At 60.6% G+C, this 17230-nt stretch carries 10 protein-coding genes; 2 read left to right on the top strand and 8 right to left on the bottom strand.

Annotated elements, in window-relative coordinates:
- Positions 1-59: 59 nt before the first annotated feature.
- Positions 60-1349 (bottom strand): citrate synthase, encoded by a 1290-nt coding sequence (gene gltA, locus ABIN98_RS19540; RefSeq protein WP_346912232.1) that lies wholly within the window; start codon positions 1347-1349, stop codon positions 60-62.
- Positions 1350-1578: 229 nt separating this feature from the next.
- Entirely contained in the window at positions 1579-3003 is a 1425-nt protein-coding gene (gltX, locus tag ABIN98_RS19545; protein ID WP_346912234.1) for a glutamate--tRNA ligase, read from the bottom strand.
- 152 nt (positions 3004-3155) lie between these two features.
- Here gltX and ABIN98_RS19550 point away from each other — a divergent pair, with 152 nt between their 5' ends.
- The gene (locus tag ABIN98_RS19550; protein ID WP_346912236.1) at positions 3156-5519 is read left to right on the top strand and encodes a ComEC/Rec2 family competence protein; all 2364 of its coding nucleotides are present in this window, start codon (positions 3156-3158) and stop codon (positions 5517-5519) included.
- A gap of 10 nt (positions 5520-5529) precedes the next feature.
- Here the strand turns inward: ABIN98_RS19550 and lexA are convergent, their stop codons facing one another.
- Complete coding sequence (lexA, locus tag ABIN98_RS19555; protein WP_346912238.1) at positions 5530-6255, bottom strand: transcriptional repressor LexA; 726 nt, start codon at positions 6253-6255, stop codon at positions 5530-5532.
- 172 nt (positions 6256-6427) lie between these two features.
- Positions 6428-10510, bottom strand: a complete 4083-nt coding sequence (locus tag ABIN98_RS19560; protein ID WP_346912240.1) for an autotransporter-associated beta strand repeat-containing protein — start codon at positions 10508-10510, stop codon at positions 6428-6430.
- 572 nt (positions 10511-11082) lie between these two features.
- Between ABIN98_RS19560 and ABIN98_RS19565 the strand changes: the two genes are divergently transcribed.
- On the top strand, positions 11083-12213 hold the full coding sequence (locus ABIN98_RS19565) for a M20/M25/M40 family metallo-hydrolase (RefSeq protein ID WP_346912242.1): 1131 nt from the start codon (positions 11083-11085) through the stop codon (positions 12211-12213).
- Positions 12214-12264: 51 nt separating this feature from the next.
- Here the strand turns inward: ABIN98_RS19565 and ABIN98_RS19570 are convergent, their stop codons facing one another.
- The 4 genes from ABIN98_RS19570 to ABIN98_RS19585 are packed head-to-tail and all read right to left on the bottom strand — an operon-like array spanning position 12265 to position 17227.
- Entirely contained in the window at positions 12265-13299 is a 1035-nt protein-coding gene (locus tag ABIN98_RS19570) for a histone deacetylase family protein (protein WP_346912244.1), read from the bottom strand.
- A 12-nt stretch (positions 13300-13311) separates the two neighbouring features.
- Positions 13312-14292, bottom strand: a complete 981-nt coding sequence (locus tag ABIN98_RS19575; protein WP_346912246.1) for an NAD(P)-dependent oxidoreductase — start codon at positions 14290-14292, stop codon at positions 13312-13314.
- Positions 14279-15574, bottom strand: a complete 1296-nt coding sequence (locus tag ABIN98_RS19580) for an ArgE/DapE family deacylase (protein WP_346912248.1) — start codon at positions 15572-15574, stop codon at positions 14279-14281. The genes ABIN98_RS19575 and ABIN98_RS19580 overlap by 14 nt, the downstream gene beginning before the upstream one ends.
- A 24-nt stretch (positions 15575-15598) precedes the next feature.
- Positions 15599-17227, bottom strand: a complete 1629-nt coding sequence (locus ABIN98_RS19585) for an ABC transporter ATP-binding protein (RefSeq protein WP_346912250.1) — start codon at positions 17225-17227, stop codon at positions 15599-15601.
- Positions 17228-17230: the final 3 nt, after the last annotated feature.

Below are 17230 nucleotides of genomic sequence, written 5' to 3' on the forward strand. Positions count from 1 at the left end.
GGCAGGAATAAAAAAGGGCGCCGTCGGGCGCCCTTTTTCTGTTCCTGTAACCGTCGCGCTTAGCGCTGGTCGATCGGCACGTAGTCGCGCTGGGTTGCTCCGGTGTAGAGCTGGCGCGGGCGGCCAATGCGCTGGGACGGATCTTCCACCATTTCCTTCCACTGGGCGATCCAGCCGACTGTACGGGCCAGAGCGAACAGCACGGTGAACATGGTGGTCGGGAAACCGAGCGCACGCAGGGTGATGCCGGAGTAGAAGTCGATGTTCGGATAGAGCTTCTTCTCGATGAAATATTCGTCGTGAAGGGCGATCCGCTCCAGTTCCATCGCAACGTCGAGCAGCGGATCGTCCTTGATGCCGAGCTCGCCGAGCACTTCGTGGGTGGTCTTCTGCATGATCCGGGCGCGCGGGTCGTAGTTCTTGTAGACCCGGTGACCGAAGCCCATCAGACGGAACGGATCGTTCTTGTCCTTGGCGCGTTCGATGAACTCCGGAATACGGTCCACGGAACCGATTTCCGTCAGCATGTTGAGCGCGGCTTCGTTTGCGCCGCCGTGGGCAGGTCCCCAGAGGCAGGCAATACCGGCAGCGATACAGGCAAACGGGTTCGCGCCCGAGGAACCGGCGAGGCGCACCGTCGACGTCGACGCGTTCTGCTCATGGTCCGCGTGCAGAATGAAAATCCGGTCCATGGCGCGCGCCAGAACTGGATTGACCTTGTATTCCTCGCACGGCACCGCGAAGCACATGTGCAGGAAGTTGGCGGAGTAATCCAGGTCGTTGCGCGGGTAAACGAACGGCTGGCCGACATGGTACTTGTAGGCCATGGCAGCGATCGTCGGCATTTTCGCGATCATGCGCAGGGAAGCGACCATGCGCTGGTGCGGATCGGAAATGTCCGTGGAGTCGTGATAGAAGGCAGCGAGAGCGCCAACCGTGCCGCACATGACGGCCATTGGGTGCGCGTCGCGCCGATAGCCGGAGAAGAACCGGTTCATCTGTTCGTGGATCATCGTGTGATAGGTCACACGCTGCACGAAATCGTCTTTCTGCGCCTTGGTCGGCAGTTCGCCGTAAAGAAGCAGGTAGCAGGATTCCAGGAAGTCGCCGTGGTTCGCGAGCTGGTCGATCGGGTAGCCGCGATAAAGCAACGTTCCTTCGTCACCGTCGATATAGGTGATCTTGGATTCGCACGAGGCTGTTGACGTGAAGCCCGGATCGTACGTGAACATGCCCGTTTCTTTGTAGAGCGCGGATATGTTCATCACAGACGGGCCAATGGAGCCGTCAAGAACGTCAAAGGCGTAATCGTTGCCGCCCACGTTAAGCTTGGCGTTGTTTTCAGCCATTCAGGAAACCCCCTTTGTTGAGAACCCTAAGTGCCGTCTTTCGTGCAGTTTCCTGCCTGTTTTCAAGGCATTGGAAAGGCCGGTGGACGGCACCGGAGGAATGGTCGCGTTCTGCGTATCCCATTTGTCGCACTGCCGCAAGCGGCGCAGTCCTCCCGCTTTGGTCAAATAATCCGAAAAATTAACCTTCCGGTTAGCCGGATCGTTTTTAACCAATTGAAATAATGCCCTAAATTGCTTGATCCTTGATCCGGCTCAGGGATTCTTCCCGCCCCAGGGCAACAAGCACGTCGTAGATACCCGGAGACGTTCCGCGGCCGGTGAGTGCAGCGCGCAATGGCTGTGCCACCTTACCGAGCTTGAGTTCCTTTTCCTCCGCAAACGCCTTGACTGCGACTTCCAGGGGATCTGCTTCCCATGCCGGTACGGCGGACAGGGTTTCGTGCAGGCCGGCCAACAGACTGCGGGCTTCCTCGTTGAGGATCGTCGCTGCTTTTTCATCACAATCCAGCGGGCGCTGACGCCACAGATAGGAGGCGCTATCCGTCAGTTCGATCAGCGTCTTTGCCCGTTCCTTGAGGCCCGGCAGAGCGGCGAGGGCGGTTGCCTCGTGTTCCGGCGACGAGAGCCAGGTCAGCACGTCTGCACCGCCGTCGATGTGCTTCAGACAGGTTTTCCAGTGATGCAGCAATTCGGCATCCGCCGTGGCGCGCATGTAATGGCCGTTGAGATTTTCCAGCTTCTTGAAATCGAAGCGGGCCGGTGACTTGCCGACGGCCTCCATACCGAACCATGTGATCATGTCTGCGGTGGACATGATTTCCTCGTCGCCGTGGCTCCAGCCGAGGCGAGCGAGATAATTGCGCATGGCTTCCGGCAGATAGCCCATGGCGCGATAGGCTTCGGCGCCAAGAGCGCCGTGGCGTTTGGAGAGCTTGGCGCCGTCCGGTCCGTGAATCAGCGGGATATGCGCCATGACCGGAACGCACCAACCCATGGCCTGGAAGATCAAAGTCTGGCGGGCGGCATTGGTCAGGTGATCGTCGCCGCGAATAATGTGGGTGACACCCATGTCATGATCATCGACGACCACGGCGAGCATATAGGTCGGCGTGCCGTCGGAGCGCATCAGGACGAGATCGTCGAGATCCTTGTTCGGGAACGTGACCCGGCCCTGAACCAGATCGTCGACGATGGTTTCGCCTTCCAAAGGCGCCTTCAGCCGGATGGCCGGGGCAACGCCTGCAGGCGCTTCGGACGGGTCGCGATCGCGCCAGGTGCCGTCATAGCGCGGAGGGCGCCCCTCGGCACGGGCCTTTTCGCGCATTTCGGTGAGCTCTTCCGGAGTGGAATAGCAGCGGTAGGCCTTGCCATCGGCGATCATCTTCTCGACGACTTCCTTATGACGGTCCACCCGGGAAAACTGCGAAATCGGCTCACCGTCCCAGTTGAGCCCGAGCCAGTTCAGGCCGTCCAGGATCGCATCGACCGCCTCCTGGGTGGAACGTGCCCGGTCCGTGTCTTCGATGCGCAGCAGCATCTTGCCGCCGTGGTGCTTGGCGAACAGCCAGTTGAACAGTGCGGTGCGGGCGCCGCCGATATGCAGGAAACCGGTCGGGGAGGGAGCGAAACGGGTGACGACGTCTTGAGCCATGGTGTTCTTTGAAGGTCTCTGCCAATATGGAGATAAGGGGTGGCGTAAAGCCGGATTGCGCGGGTCTTAGCATAGCCGGACGGCTGGCAAAACTGTTCCGTTCGATCCGTTGCCCAAAGACTGCTTGAATGTGATGCGTAAAGGGGCTGGTCTTGAGCGGGGGAGCGGACAACAATCCGCTAGTCGATGATGTTGGCTCTTCGGGGCAGGATCAATCACAGGGTCCTTCTAATAAACACGCTTTCAGACGATTAAGCTGGCCCACCGGCCGTTTTCCGTTTCGCAGAAAACGGGCAGATACGGGTCCATCGGGATTTTCGCAACGCAGGGAAGCCCATGCTGAATGGCGCCGGAGGCTGGCGGAGCAGAAGCTGCTGTGGTCCGCATTTGCCTTTGCGTCGGGGGTCGCCCTGTACGCGCTCCTACCCGAGGAGCCGAATTTTCTTGCCGTATCGGTCTTGTTCGCCGCAAGCGGCCTGTTCGTCCTGAGAGCCCTTCGGCAGTCTCGCCTGACATCAGCCGGCGTTCTGGTGTTTGCCGTTATCGCCGGTGCCCTCTGTGCCGACCTGCGGACCACGGCGGTAGATGCGCCCCGTCTTCAGGAAGCAGGTACGTTCACGGTCGTCGGCCGGGTCACAAGTCGTGAGGATACGCAGAGGGGACCGCGCCTGACGATCGATGTCGAGGAGGTGGCGGACCTCCCCCGAAATCAGGCAAAGGACGCATTTCCGCAACGTGTCCGGATAAGCGTGCCGGAAGCGACGACTTCGGGGACAGGGGATGCGGTTTCGGTTCGCGCGCGGCTGTTTCCGCCGTCGGGACCGGTTCGCCCCGGAGGGTACGATTTTTCCTTTCGCGCCTATTTTGAGCGGATCGGAGCGACCGGGTTTTCGTACGGAGTGCCAAGAGTGGCGGACCTTGGCGAGGAAACCCTGCTTTTGAAAACCAAACGGCGACTCGACGACTTGCGACAGGGAATTGCCGACAGGATCGACGGGCTCCTGGGAGCTGGCGATGGTTCGGCGCTTGCGGCTGCCCTTCTGGTCGGGGACAGGAGTGGCCTGTCGGCGGAAAGCGAAGAGGTGCTGCGTCAGGCCGGACTGGCGCATATTCTTGCGATCTCCGGTCTGCATATGGCGCTTTTCGCGGGTGGAACCTACGCGGTCATCCTGATCCTCCTGTCATTGAGCCAGACAGCCGCGCTTCATTATCCGACCCACCGCATCGCAGCTGTCGCAGCCCTGATGGCAGCGATCTGTTATCTCGGGCTTTCGGGAGCCTCGGTCGCTACACAACGCTCCTTCATCATGGTCTTTCTGGTGTTTCTCGGGGTTCTGACAGGTCGGCGCGGCCTGACCTTGCGCAGTGTGGCGCTCGCGGGACTGGCTCTTTTGATGTTGGCGCCGGAGCGGCTTTTCCATCCCGGCTTTCAAATGTCCTTTGCCGCGGTGATCTGCCTTGTGGCGGCTTATGATGCTCTGCGCGATGGGCGGGGGGAGCGTTTGCCGAAAACACCAAGCGCATCCCCCGTTCTGCGGGCAATGAAGTTCGTTCTTCACTGGACGTTTGGTCTGTTTCTGACGGCGCTGATCGCAGGTACGGCGACCGGGTTGATCGGCGCCTATCACTTCGGCCGCATCGCTCCCTTCGGCCTCATCGGCAATATGCTCGGCATGCCGGTATTCTCACTGATCGTCATGCCCATGGGCGTTCTTGCGCTGATCCTGATGCCATTCGGCTTGGCGGTCCTGCCGTTGCAGATCATGGCCTTCGGCCTCGATTTGCTTTTGAGAATTGCGGACTGGACGGCCGGACTTGGAGCGCACAGCGGGGCGGTACCGGTCCCGGATGCCATCACGACACTCCTCGCGACAGCAACGCTCTTTGTTCTGTTGCTTTTACCTGGAAAACTGAAAGGGTTCAGCGTGATTCCTTTTGTCGCAGCCGTCATCGCGGGAACCCTGTCGCGGCCGCCGGACGTTCAAATCGCCGACAAGGGCGGATTGATCGCCGCGCGTGATAACAGCGGCACCTTGCGCATTCATGCCGGCAGAGCCGGTTTTGCGACGGACAACTGGCTCCAGGTGGAAGGCCTTACGGAAACGGCTTTTCAGGACCACAGGATGGCTGAAGGGCAGTATGCCTGTGACGGGACCGGCTGCCTTTATCGGGCCTATCCGTACCGCACGCAGACCATTTATCAGACGTTGTTCGGTTTGTTCAATTCCGGAGAACAGGGCACAGAGGCCATAGGAAGCCCGCCACTTCTGCTGGCACTGCCCAAGACCGCAGATGCGCTGGAGCTGGACTGCCGGTTCGCGGATGTCGTTGTCACGGCCCTCACAGTTCCGGATGACTGTCGTGCCGGATTGGTGATCGACAGCCGGAACAGACATGCCCTTGGTGCAATTTCCATCTGGCTGGCGCCGCCGGAGAAGTCGCCGAAACCGGGCCACACTCAAATCGCCTATTGGCGGGCGGCGAAAACGACGCCGCCACGCCCGTGGCACAAATAGCGCTTTCGGTTCAATACTGGCGGAACAGAGCGACCAGGCGCCCCTGGACGCGGACTCGTCCGGGCCCGAAAATCCGGGTCTCATAGGCGGGGTTTGCCGCCTCGAGCGCGATCGACTCGCCCTTTTTGCGCAATCGCTTCAGCGTAGCTTCTTCATCGTCCACCAGTGCTACGACGATATCTCCGCTGTCGGCCGAGTCGATCCTGCGGATCAGAACCGTATCACCGTCTAGAATTCCGGCCTCAATCATGGAGTCGCCGCGGACTTCCAGGGCATAGTGTTCGCCCTTGCCGAGCAGATCGGCGGGAACGGTGATCGAGTGACTGTGTGTCTGGATCGCCTCAATCGGCACGCCGGCGGCGATCCGGCCCATGACCGGCACTTCGATGCCTGAGTGTTGTTCATGGACGGCCGGCGCGGGAGCCGGTTGTGCCGGCGCCGATGGTTTGCCAAGCGAGCCTTCGATGACCTCGGGAGAGAAGCTGCCGCGGGCGCGCGGAACACCAAGACCGGGGGCAATGGAATCGGGCAGGCGGATCACTTCCATGGCGCGAGCACGGTTCGGCAGGCGCCGGATGAAGCCGCGCTCCTCAAGAGCGGTAATCAGCCGGTGAATACCGGATTTCGACCTCAGATCGAGCGCGTCCTTCATTTCGTCGAAGGAAGGCGGCACACCGGTTTCCTTCAGCCTTTCGTGGATGAACATCAGAAGTTCATATTGCTTGCGCGTCAACATCAGTCGGTCTCCCGTGCGAACCGGCGCCGGTACAAATCATGAACGTACCATACCTGTTCTCATTGTGTTCTGCAAGCATTAAGGACGCGTTAGCGGCGTAACCATCCGCATTAGAGGCGCAAAAGCTAACTGAGTGGAGTGCACCGGCCAGGGCCGGGGCGGCTGGGATGTCCTAAAACGACAAGGCGAAGGCAGCGCGTGCGCCATGGTCCTGGGTTTTGGAACCGAGCTCGCCCTGGTAGCTGAAGGTGAACCTTGCCCCGTCGTTCAGATCGAGCTTCAGGCCCGCCTCGATCAGGGCCGTGTCACGGTCGATCGGGATGCCTGCGACGGTGAAGGCATTGCTGCCGGCAAAGCGCATCTCCATGCCCGGAGTGACATTGCCGATGGCATGACGCCAGCCAAGCATGCCGTGCAAGGAGGCCGAGAGGCTTTCCGTGGTAGCAAAGTGCCGGTCCGCCCGCAGCCCCAGGGTCGTCACCCCAAGCGTCTGCGATGACGACGACACGGTGAGCGCCGCCGCGCTGCCGGTCTCGGTAAAGCCATCGCTGTGCTGATGGATGAGGGCGGCAGCGGCGAAGGGCTCGAACCGGGCATAGACCGTGTCGATTTTATAGCCCAACTCGCCGAAGGCTTGCGCGGTCGCCGCATCATAGCTGGCCTTCAGCGTATTGTTGAGCGCGCCGGCAGTGACGTTGCGCGTGGTGGACACGTCGTGCCAGGTCAAAGACGTGCCAAGGTGCACGCCGAACGCGCCGGACTGACGGCCTGCGTAGGCGCCAATCGTATAGTTATCGGCATCACCGGAAGAGGCGCGGGCATCGCTGTCGAACTGGGATGTGCCGAAGCCTGCAAGGACACCGGCGCGCCAGCCGTTGAAGACATCTGCGTCCAGGCCGAGGAAGAAGCCGCCGCTGATATAGTCCAAAGCTGCTGCATTAGCGTCGCTGCCGGTCCGGCCCCAGTTGCCATAGGCCTGCCCCCAGGCGACTGCCCCCTTGGCCGTCTCTGGCGCGCCGCCGTCTCCGTGAAAGGCAACCATCGGCATGTCGCTTGCTGCCAGCCCATCGAAGGCCGAGCGGATCCGGGCGCCGACGGCATCACGGCCAAAGCGGCTTTCCTGCAGCAGCAGGCCGCTGGCGGACGAATGGATCTCGCCGGAAAGACTGTCGAAGGCAGCCCGTGCGCTGGCCTCGCTGAGCACGACGACGGCATCATAGAGGCTGTTGCCACTGCCGAGGCTGTCGAGGGAACTGGCTATCGCGCTCTGGTTCGAAGTGCTTGCGACGGAGGTAAAGGTGTAGTCATTGCGCAGGAGTGTCAGATAGGCGTTGTTGGCGTCATAGCCAAGGGAAGCATCAAGAAAGGCGAAGCTGTCGGAGACCGAGCCGAAAGTGCCGGTCAAGCCGCCTGCTGCGGTGAGGATCGTGTAGGTGGTGGACGTAGCATAGGTCGTGCCGTCGTCGGTACCGTTTTCCGGGGAAACGCTGACCGTGGCGCCGCTGTCGATGGTCACGGCTCCGGTTGCGCTAAGCAGGTCGGAATTGCCGGCGTCGTCGACCTCGACCGCATAGGTGGTGCCGGAGGCGAAGTCGGCATTGCCGGCGACGTTGAGCGTGCCGATGGAATTCCCCGGGGCAATGGTGCTGCCGGAAGTCGTGGTCACCGCGCCGACCGTGCCGGAGCCGCCGAGCGTGCCGCCGGAGAGGAGGTTGACGCTGCCGGCAAGGCTGCCGTTGACCGAGAGCGTTCCGGCAGAAACCGTCGTGGTCCCGGTATAGGTGCTGGCGCCCGTCAGGATCAGGTTGCCGGCTCCGGATTTGGTGAATGTGCCGGTGCCGGAGATCACGCCGCCGTAGGTGAGCGTTCCTGAGCGGTTGAAGATCAGGGCGCTGTTGTTGGTGATGTCGCCGGCGATGCTGCCGCTGGTGCCGCCGTCGCCGATCTGCAGTGTTCCGCCGGAGATCGTCGTGCCGCCGGAATAGCTGCTGCTGCCCGTCAGCGTGAGCGTGCCGCTACCAGACTTGGTCAGGCTGCCGGTGCCGGAAATGTCTCCGGCATAAGTCGCGGCGTCGGAGCGATTGAAAACGAGAACGCTATTATTTGTGACGTCACCCGAGATGCTGCCCGTTGTCCCGCCATTGCCGATTTGCAGTGTTCCGCCGGAAATCGTCGTGCCGCCGGAATAGCTGTTGGAACCGGTGAGCGTGAGCATGCCCGTTCCCGACTTGATCAGGCTGCCGGTCCCGGAGATTCCGCCCGCATAGCTTGTGTCCGTGCTCTGCGAGACGGTCATGGCCGCGCTGCCCAGAGTAACGCTGCCCCCTGTCCCGGACAGCGATGCTACCGTGAGATTGGAGTTGTTCAGGTCAAGGGTGCCGCCATTGACCGTGAAGCCCAGGTTGTTCGAGCCGCCGCCGGTGATCCTCAGCGTCCCCGCCGTCACCGTCGCAACACCCGTAAACGTGTTGGTGCCGCTAAGGGTCAAAATCCCGGTGCCGGCCTTGGTCAGCCCACCTGTGCCGGAGATATTGCCCGAGATAGCCGCGTTCGCCGAGTTGGTGATCGTCCCGTTGGCGCTGAGGACCATGGCGTTGTCGATGGTCGTGGCGCCGGTGATGGCAAGGTTGCCGCCGTTCAGGGTCAGTGCTCCTGTCCCCAGATTGCCGTCCGAACTGACGGAAAGCGTGCCGCCAGTGATGGTTGTGGTGCCACTGAAAGTATTGTTGCCCGAGAGCGTCAGCGTGCCGGAACCGGCCTTTGTCAGTCCGCCGCTGCCGGAGATCACATTGGAAAGGGTAACAGCCGCGCTGTTCGTGACCGTGGCGTCGGAGTTGAGCACGAAAGTCTTGTTAATGGTTGTAGCGCCGCCGATTTCCAGGTTACCGCCATTGAACGTGAGGCCGCTGGTCCCGTCGATGCTGCCACTATAAATCAGGAGGGTTCCGCCGCTGATGGTGGTGGTGCCCAAATATAAATTTGTGTTGGTCAGCTCCAGCGTTCCAGCCCCGGATTTGGTCAGTCCGCCGGCACCTGAAATGCTGCTTGCAACCCCGACAGTTTTCCCGCTGGCAACGTCGATGGTGCTTGACGCGCTCGTCGTCGAGATCGAGTTTGAGATGGTCGTGGAGCTGGTTCCTGTCAGTGCCAGAGTGCCCCCCGCGAGCGTCAAGCTGCCGGATCCAAGTCTCTGTGCAACGTCGATCGATACCGTTCCGGAGGAAATCGTCGTTGTTCCGCTATAAGACGAGTTGTTACCCGTCAGCGTCAGTGTGCTTGAGCCGGACTTGGTCAGATTGCCGGAACCGGAGATCGCGCCCGAAAGGGTTGCATCCGCGCTGTTTGTGATCGTGGCGTTGGAGGAAAGGGCAATCGCATTGTTGATGGTCGTGGCGCCGGTAATGGCAAGGTTGCCGCCATTAAAGGTAACAGTGCCAGAGCCGAGATTGCTGTCGGAACTGACAGACAAGGTTCCACCGGTGATAGTCGTGCCGTCGGTATAGGTGTTGTTACCGGTCAAGGTCAGGATGCCGGCACCGGATTTGGTGAGGCCATCAAAGCCAGAGATGACACCCGAGATCGTGACATCGGCACTGTTGTTGATCGTGCCGCCGTTGTTGTCGAGGTAGAGTTGATTGCTGATTGTGGTGGCCCCGGTGACGGCAAGCGTGCCGTTTGAAAGGCTTAGTTTGCCGCTACTGAGGGCGGCGCTATTGGCAATCGATACAGTACCACCCGTCTCCACCCGGATGGATACCGGCGCCAGGGTGTTGCCGACGCCGCCCGTTGTCTTGACCATGGTGTTGGTGCCGCCGAGCGTGACCGTGAGGTCGGAGTCGGGATCGCCGATACGCAGCGCGCCACTGCCTGTAATGTTCGAGTTGATGGTCAGAGACAGCGGGGTCCCGGTTCCACTGATGTTTAAAGTGTTGTTACCGATGTCGAGGGCGATGTCATTGCCTTCGATGGTCAGATCGTCCGTGCCGCCGGTCAGTAAAAGACTTGTTGTCCCTGGGTTGGTCAGCGTGACCGTCCCCGATGTCAGTGTAATCGTCTGGGCTCCGGTCAGTCCGATGAAATTCAGGGCGTTCGAGCCCGCAGCCGCCCGGAACGAACCAGCCCCGCTATCATTGGTATTTGTGATGTTATCGGCCAGGGCAGGGGCCATCATCAGCGGTACAAATGAAAGGCAGCCTGTCAGGGCCGTCGCCAGCAGCGCGGCACGGCGGACCGCTCGGGCGCTCGGTAATGACATTTGATGGCGAATGAGGAAGTCTTGCGAACTCAAAACCAGTAATGGATGCATTATTTTCTGTCAGCGCTTTAAAAAAAGGCTTGGATTCTGTGGTCCCGGTATCGGGCACAGCTGAATTGCCTCTAAGGAATCAACTCCTTGGCGCAAGTTAAACCGAGATTGGGAAGCCAGCTATCCGATTTCCGCAAAGCCGGAAAAATATGGCCGGTTGCTGCAATACTAGGGGCGATATATCGCTGCCGGATAGCCCTGCCTCTAGAGGCAACAATTCCCCGCTAAAGGTCCAATAAAGTCAGGATAATTTCGGATCTCCCCTGATAATTCCGGATTATCTAAAACATATCTGGCGGATAGCTGGTTGGATTGGCTGAGTGCGTAGTGGGCAGCGGGGTCGGACAGCGGGTGTCATTTTCTGCAGGCGGTGGCTTGTTTCAGATCATCAATTCGTCGGGCATTGATGGACCAAGGCGCTGTAATGCTTTAACAATTGGACCAGGAGTTTTCGTGCGAACCGGTGCTGCGGAACCGCATGATTTCTAAAGCTTCCGTCCCAGCAACCCCGGAGATTTGCCTTGTCTTTTGATCGTTTCGATTTCGATACCCACCGGATTCTGGCAGGGCTCAAGCCCTGGGTCGAATGCGAAAGCCCGACCTATGATGCAGCTGCCGTCGACCGGATGATGGATCTGGCGACATACGATCTGGTTGCCGCGGGCGCGTCCATCGAACGGATCCCTGGACGCATGGGGTTCGGCGGTTCCGTCCGGGCGACCTTTCCGCACAAGGATGCCGGCAAGCCCGGGATCCTGATTTCAGGCCATCTGGATACGGTTCATCCGATCGGAACGCTGGATGTCCTGCCTTGGCGGATTACGGAGGGCAAGTGTTACGGCCCGGGCGTCATGGATATGAAGAGCGGGAACTACCTTGCAATCGAGGCGCTCAAGAAACTGGCACAGGCGGGCATTGAAACGCCCTTGCCGGTGACGATCCTGTTCACGCCGGACGAAGAGGTTGGAACACCCTCTACCCGGGATCTGATCGAAGCCGAGGCAAAGAAGAACAAATATGTGCTGGTGCCTGAGCCGGCCAGTGCCGATGGCGGTGCGGTGACCGGGCGTTATGCCATTGCCCGTTTTAATCTGAAGACACAGGGCAAGCCGAGCCATGCCAGTTGGGCACTGGAAGACGGCCGGTCAGCTATTGCCGCCATGGCAAAGAAGATCCTGGAGATCGAGGCAATGACCACGCCCGACTGTACTTACAGTGTCGGAGTCGTCCATGGCGGGCAATGGGTCAACTGCGTGTCTTCGCTGTGTGAGGCGGAAGTCCTCAGCATGGCGAAGCGTCAGGAAGACCTGGATGTCGGCGTTGAACGCATGCTTGCCTTGAACGGCGAGGAAAGCGGTGTCGTTTTCGAAGTCACACGTGGCGTGACGCGGCCAGTCTGGGAGCCGAGCGAGGGAACGATGAAGATGTACGAACTCGCTCGCGATATCTCGAAGGAAATCGGCTTCGACCTGACGCATGGCAGTGCGGGAGGCGGTTCCGACGGCAATTTCACCGGCGCCATGGGTATTCCGACGCTCGATTCCATCGGTGCGCGTGGTCGCGGCCTGCACACTCTTGATGAACACATCTTCATCGACAGCTTGGTCGAGCGGGCAAAGCTCATGGCCGGGCTGCTGATGCGACTGGACTGAAGCTGGGAGATGTGGGGCGGGACCAGAGTTCCGCCATTGTTGCTTGCCGGATTACAGCATCTTCGCCAGTTCGTCGCGGCTGGCAGTCAGGAAGATTTCCGCGTTGTTCGACAGGGAGGGGCCAAGATAGCCACCTTCCTGGATGAGGGCGGTGGGCAGGCCCATGCGGACGATCTCCCGCGCCATGGTCTCAAACCCGGATCCGGTCATACCGACTTCCGAAAGCGGATCGTCCTGGGCCATGTCGAAGCCCAGGGAAATGACCAGCGCTTCGGTGCCGAAATCCTGAATGGCCTTGATGCCTTCCCGGAACCGACCGAGGATCTCCTCTTCCGTTGCGCCCGGCTGGAGCGTCAGGTTCAAGGTTGTGCCTTTTCCTTCGCCTTCGCCGGTCTCATCGGCGTAGCCGAGGTAGTAGGTCGGATAGACGTCCGGATCCACATGCAGGGAACACAGGAAGACGTCGCCGCGCTCATAGAAGATATCGAGCGTGCCGTTTCCGGTGTGGGTGTCGATGTCGAACACGGCGACCTTGCCGTAGTCCTGGCGCAGGACCTGCGCGGCGACGGCCGCGTTGTTGAAGAAGCAGAAACCGTTGGCACCGTTCGACATGGCATGGTGTCCAGGGGGGCGGCACAGACCGTAGATCATCCGGTCGCCCGCAATGACCCTGCTGGCCGCTTCGATTGCCGTCTGTGCCGACCAGTAGATCGCCTCCCAGGTATTTTCCGTCAGCGGCACCGAGGTGTCGGTCGCATACCAGCCGAGCTGGCCGTAGATCGACGATGACCGGCGGCCGGCGCGGCGTCCGGGGTGATAGGTCGGAATGGGTTCGGCATCGCCTGCGGCTTCCCGCCAACGCGCGTAGGCGTCCTTCCAGAAATCGACGTAGTCCGGATCATGTACGGCCTTTATCGCTTCTTCGCCGTGGTCCTGCGGCGGTTCGATCTCAAAGCCGTTTTTCAAAAGCATGTCGCGGATAAGGATCGCGCGCTCCGGTTGCTCCGGATGGGGGATATAGGCGCCCCGGCGGAAATAGCGGGCCGGATTGTGCTTGAGTTGACGTTCGTCAAAGATCGCTTTCATGGGGAGACTGCCTCAATACCCTCTGGTCCGGTCGACCGTGTTTTGTGGTTTCCTGCCGGCGGCCACGTCGCAGGCGGCCTGAACGACCTGTTCCGCCATGAGCCGGCGGGAGGAATCGCTGGCCTGATGCGGCGTGATCAGAATGCGCTCGTCTTTCCACCACGGGTGGTCGGAGGGCAGGGGTTCCGTGTGAAAGACATCCAGCGATGCGCCGCCGATCTGGCCGCTGTTCAAGGCTGCATCCAGGTCTGCATCGACGAGGTGCTCTCCGCGGCCGAGCTGGATCAGGCGCGCGCCGCGCGGCATGGCGGCAAAGAGGTTCGCATTCAGAATGCCCTTCGTCTCCGGGGTCAGCGGGAGCACGTTGATCAGGGCCTGGGACTGAGCGGCGGTACGCATGACAGCCCCGTCTCCTGCCTCGAAACGAATGCCCGGATGCTGTTCTCCTTCAGGTGCGTTGCGGACCGCCGCAACGACGGGAAAGCCCATGGCGGCAATTGCCTGGCCCATTGCCTTGCCCATCAGGCCATAGCCAAGCAGACCCACCGTGTAATTGCGCGGGGATGGGGCAACATCGAAATTCTGATGTTTCCAGATCCCCTGCGCCTGGTTCTTCAGATAGAAGCCCATGTTCCTGTGATGCCAGATGACATGCCAGGCTGCGAAGCCGGCCATCAGGTCTGCCTGGTTGTCGTCCTGCACGCGCGTGACGTACGCCTCCGGCGGCAGGCTCGGGCAGCCGACAATGCTGTCGACCCCGGCTGCAATGGAGCAGGCCAGTTTCAGATTGGGATAGGGTACAAAGGCGTCTTCCGCCGGATACCAGGTCAATGCGAAGCGGATGGCTTCCGGGTCGTCGATGTCCTTTGGGCTGCGCAGGCGGATCCGGTCTGAATAGGGCTCGAAAAACCGGCTGTAGAAAGGCCCCAGATCATAGCGCTCTCCGAGGTAGACGCCTTCCACGATCGTCGAGGTTGTATCAGCGTGCGTCATGGCCGATCCGCTCCAGTCCGCACCAGTCGGCGATAAACAGGGCAATCGCGCCGGTGACGCGCTTGATTGAGGACAGGCTGACCCTCTCATCAAACCCATGAATGTTTTCCGTCACCGGGCCATAAACCAGGCAGGGCATGCCGGCATAGATGACGAAGACACGGGCATCGAGATAGCCGGGCGTGACGAAGCTCTCCAGCGTGTTGCCGGTGGCGTGCCTATGAGCTTCGGCGAGCGCCTTTTCCGCGTCGGTGTTTTCTTCCAGAACGTAACCGCGGGCGAAGAAACCGTTCCAGGTCACCTGCGGTGGCCGGTTGCCGAGGAAACTGTCGTTGCCGAGATCGGCGGCGAGATAGTCCTCGATCTGTTTGGCTCGGTCCGCGGGATCGTCGCCCGGATAGATGGCAATCCGGCAATGGAGCTTGCACCAGGCGGCGACGGTGGACGCCCAGTCTCCGCCTTCGATCTTGCCCACGTTGAAATTGATCGGATGATCGAGCTCTTCGAAATAAGGATAGTTGACCTTCTCCGCATTCCATTCCTCGGTCATGCGTTTCAGGCTTTCAATGACCCGGTAACTCGCTTCGATCGCGTTGGCGCCGGTTCCAGCCTCGCGCACGTGGACCGGATGGCCGGCGACAAGGATTTCAAACCAGAGCACGCCGCAGTTGGCGCGCACCAGCATTTCGTCTTCCGGCTCGGGGATGATCGCGGCATCGGCGGTATAGCCTTCCAGCAGACAGGCAAGGGCGCCGTTGCCGGTGCATTCTTCTTCGACCACGCTCTGGATGTGAACCTTGGCCGCCGGCTGAAAACCGAGACGCTTCAAGGCATCGAGCGCAAAGATATTGGCAGCGATCCCTGCCTTCATGTCGCCGCCGCCCCGACCGTAGAGCCAGTCACCGACGCATTTCGGTTCAAAGGGCGGGGAGATTTCCCACATGTCATGGGGCCCTTCAGGCACCACATCCATATGCCCGTTGAGGATCAGAGATTTGCCCTTGGTTTCCTTCGGTGTGTGGGTCGCGACGACATTCACCGCGTCCGTGTAGTCGACGGTCACCGGTGAGAAGCCGGGGTGGTCGTGGATCTTGTCGATATCGATGGCGAAGGTCTCGACTTCGTAGCCACGCTCCGCCAGTTCCTTTTGAATGAACTCCTGGGCAGGCTTCTCCTGTCCGCGCAAGGACGGAAAGCGGATCAGGTCGGAGGTGAAGGCGATCTGATCCTCGAAGCCGGCGTCCACGGACTCCAGTATCGCTTTGCGGAAAGTCTCATCCACGTTGAAGGCATCCTGTCATGTGGTTCAGCCGGCTGCTGCCAGTTCCTTTTCGCGGCCCGGAATGGCCTCGATCAGGGAGCGGGTGTAGTCGCTCTTGGGATTGTTGAAGATCTCATCAGCGGTTCCCAATTCGACCAGATTGCCTTTCTGCATCACGGCGATCCGGTCGCAGATCTGAGCGGCAACCCTGAGGTCGTGGGTGATGAACACGAGAGACAGATTGAGCCTCTGCTTCAATTCATCCAGGAGATCCAGAACCTGGGCCTGAATGGAAACGTCCAGGGCGGAGACGGCTTCATCGGCGATGATGATCTTCGGCTCCAGGGCGAGCGCCCGTGCGATGCCGATGCGCTGACGCTGACCGCCGGAAAACTCGTGCGGATAGCGATCGATGGCCGAGGGATCGAGCCCTACCAGCTGCAGCAGTTCAGCCGCCCGGTCATAGGCTTGCTTTGCAGGGACGCCATGGGCGATGGGCCCTTCGGCGATAATGCGGCCGACCCGGCTGCGCGGATTGAGCGAGGCGAAGGGATCCTGGAAGATCATCTGGATCGATTTGCGCGCGGTCCGGAGCCTTTCTCCGGTCAGCGTGGCCATGTCCTCTCCGTTCAGGAGAACGGAGCCTTCATCCGGATCCTGCAGGCGTACGAGGCAGCGGCCCACGCTGGACTTGCCGGACCCGCTTTCACCAACGACGCCGAGGGTTTCGCCGATACCCAGTTCGAAGCTGATCTTGTTGACCGCATGAACGACGCGTTCCGGACCGCCAAAGAACCCGCCGCCGGATCGATAGGTTTTGGTCAGACCAACCACTTCCAGGATGGGCTTGGTCTTTTCCGTCTCCTGGGCTTCGCCGGTATGGAGCGTCGGGATCGCCGCGATCAGTTTGCGGGTGTAGTCATGCTGCGGATTGTCGAGCACATCATCTGCGTTGCCCTGTTCCACGATCTTGCCGAATTGCATAACAGCGACCCGATCGGCGATCTCCGCCACGACGCCGAAATCATGGGTGATGAACATCACCGCCATGCCGTGCCGGTCCTGAAGATTGGCGATCAACTCCAGGATCTGTGCCTGGGTGGTGACATCGAGCGCCGTGGTCGGTTCGTCGGCGATCAGGATTTCCGGTTCGAGCGCCAGGGCCATGGCGATCATCACGCGCTGACGCTGACCGCCGGAGAGCTGGAAGGGATAGGCGCGCGCCGCTTTCTCCGGATCGGGAATCCCCACTTCCGTCAGAAGCTCGATGGCCCGGGTTCGGCGCTGGGCCGGTGTCAGCAGGTTATGGGCCTCGAAGACTTCCATGATCTGGTCGTCGACCCGCATCAGCGGATTGAGCGCCGACATGGGTTCCTGGAAGATCATGGCGATCTTTCGGCCGCGCAGGTCGCGGAGTTCGTCTTCGGACAGCTTCAGGAGATCCATGTGATCGAACAGGATCTCGCCCGCGGTCGGATGCACGAGATCGGGGAGGAGCCCCATCATGGCGTTGGCGGACATGGACTTGCCTGAGCCGCTTTCGCCGACGATGCACAGGATCTCGCCTGCATTCAGTTCAAGGGAAACATCGTCGACGGCAAAGGGACGGTCGGCTCCTTCGGGAAGGGCGATCTGAAGTCCGTTGATGCGCAAGACCGGTTTGGACTGGGTCATGGC

The organism is uncultured Roseibium sp. (genome assembly GCF_963675095.2).
GTDB lineage: Bacteria > Pseudomonadota > Alphaproteobacteria > Rhizobiales > Stappiaceae > Roseibium.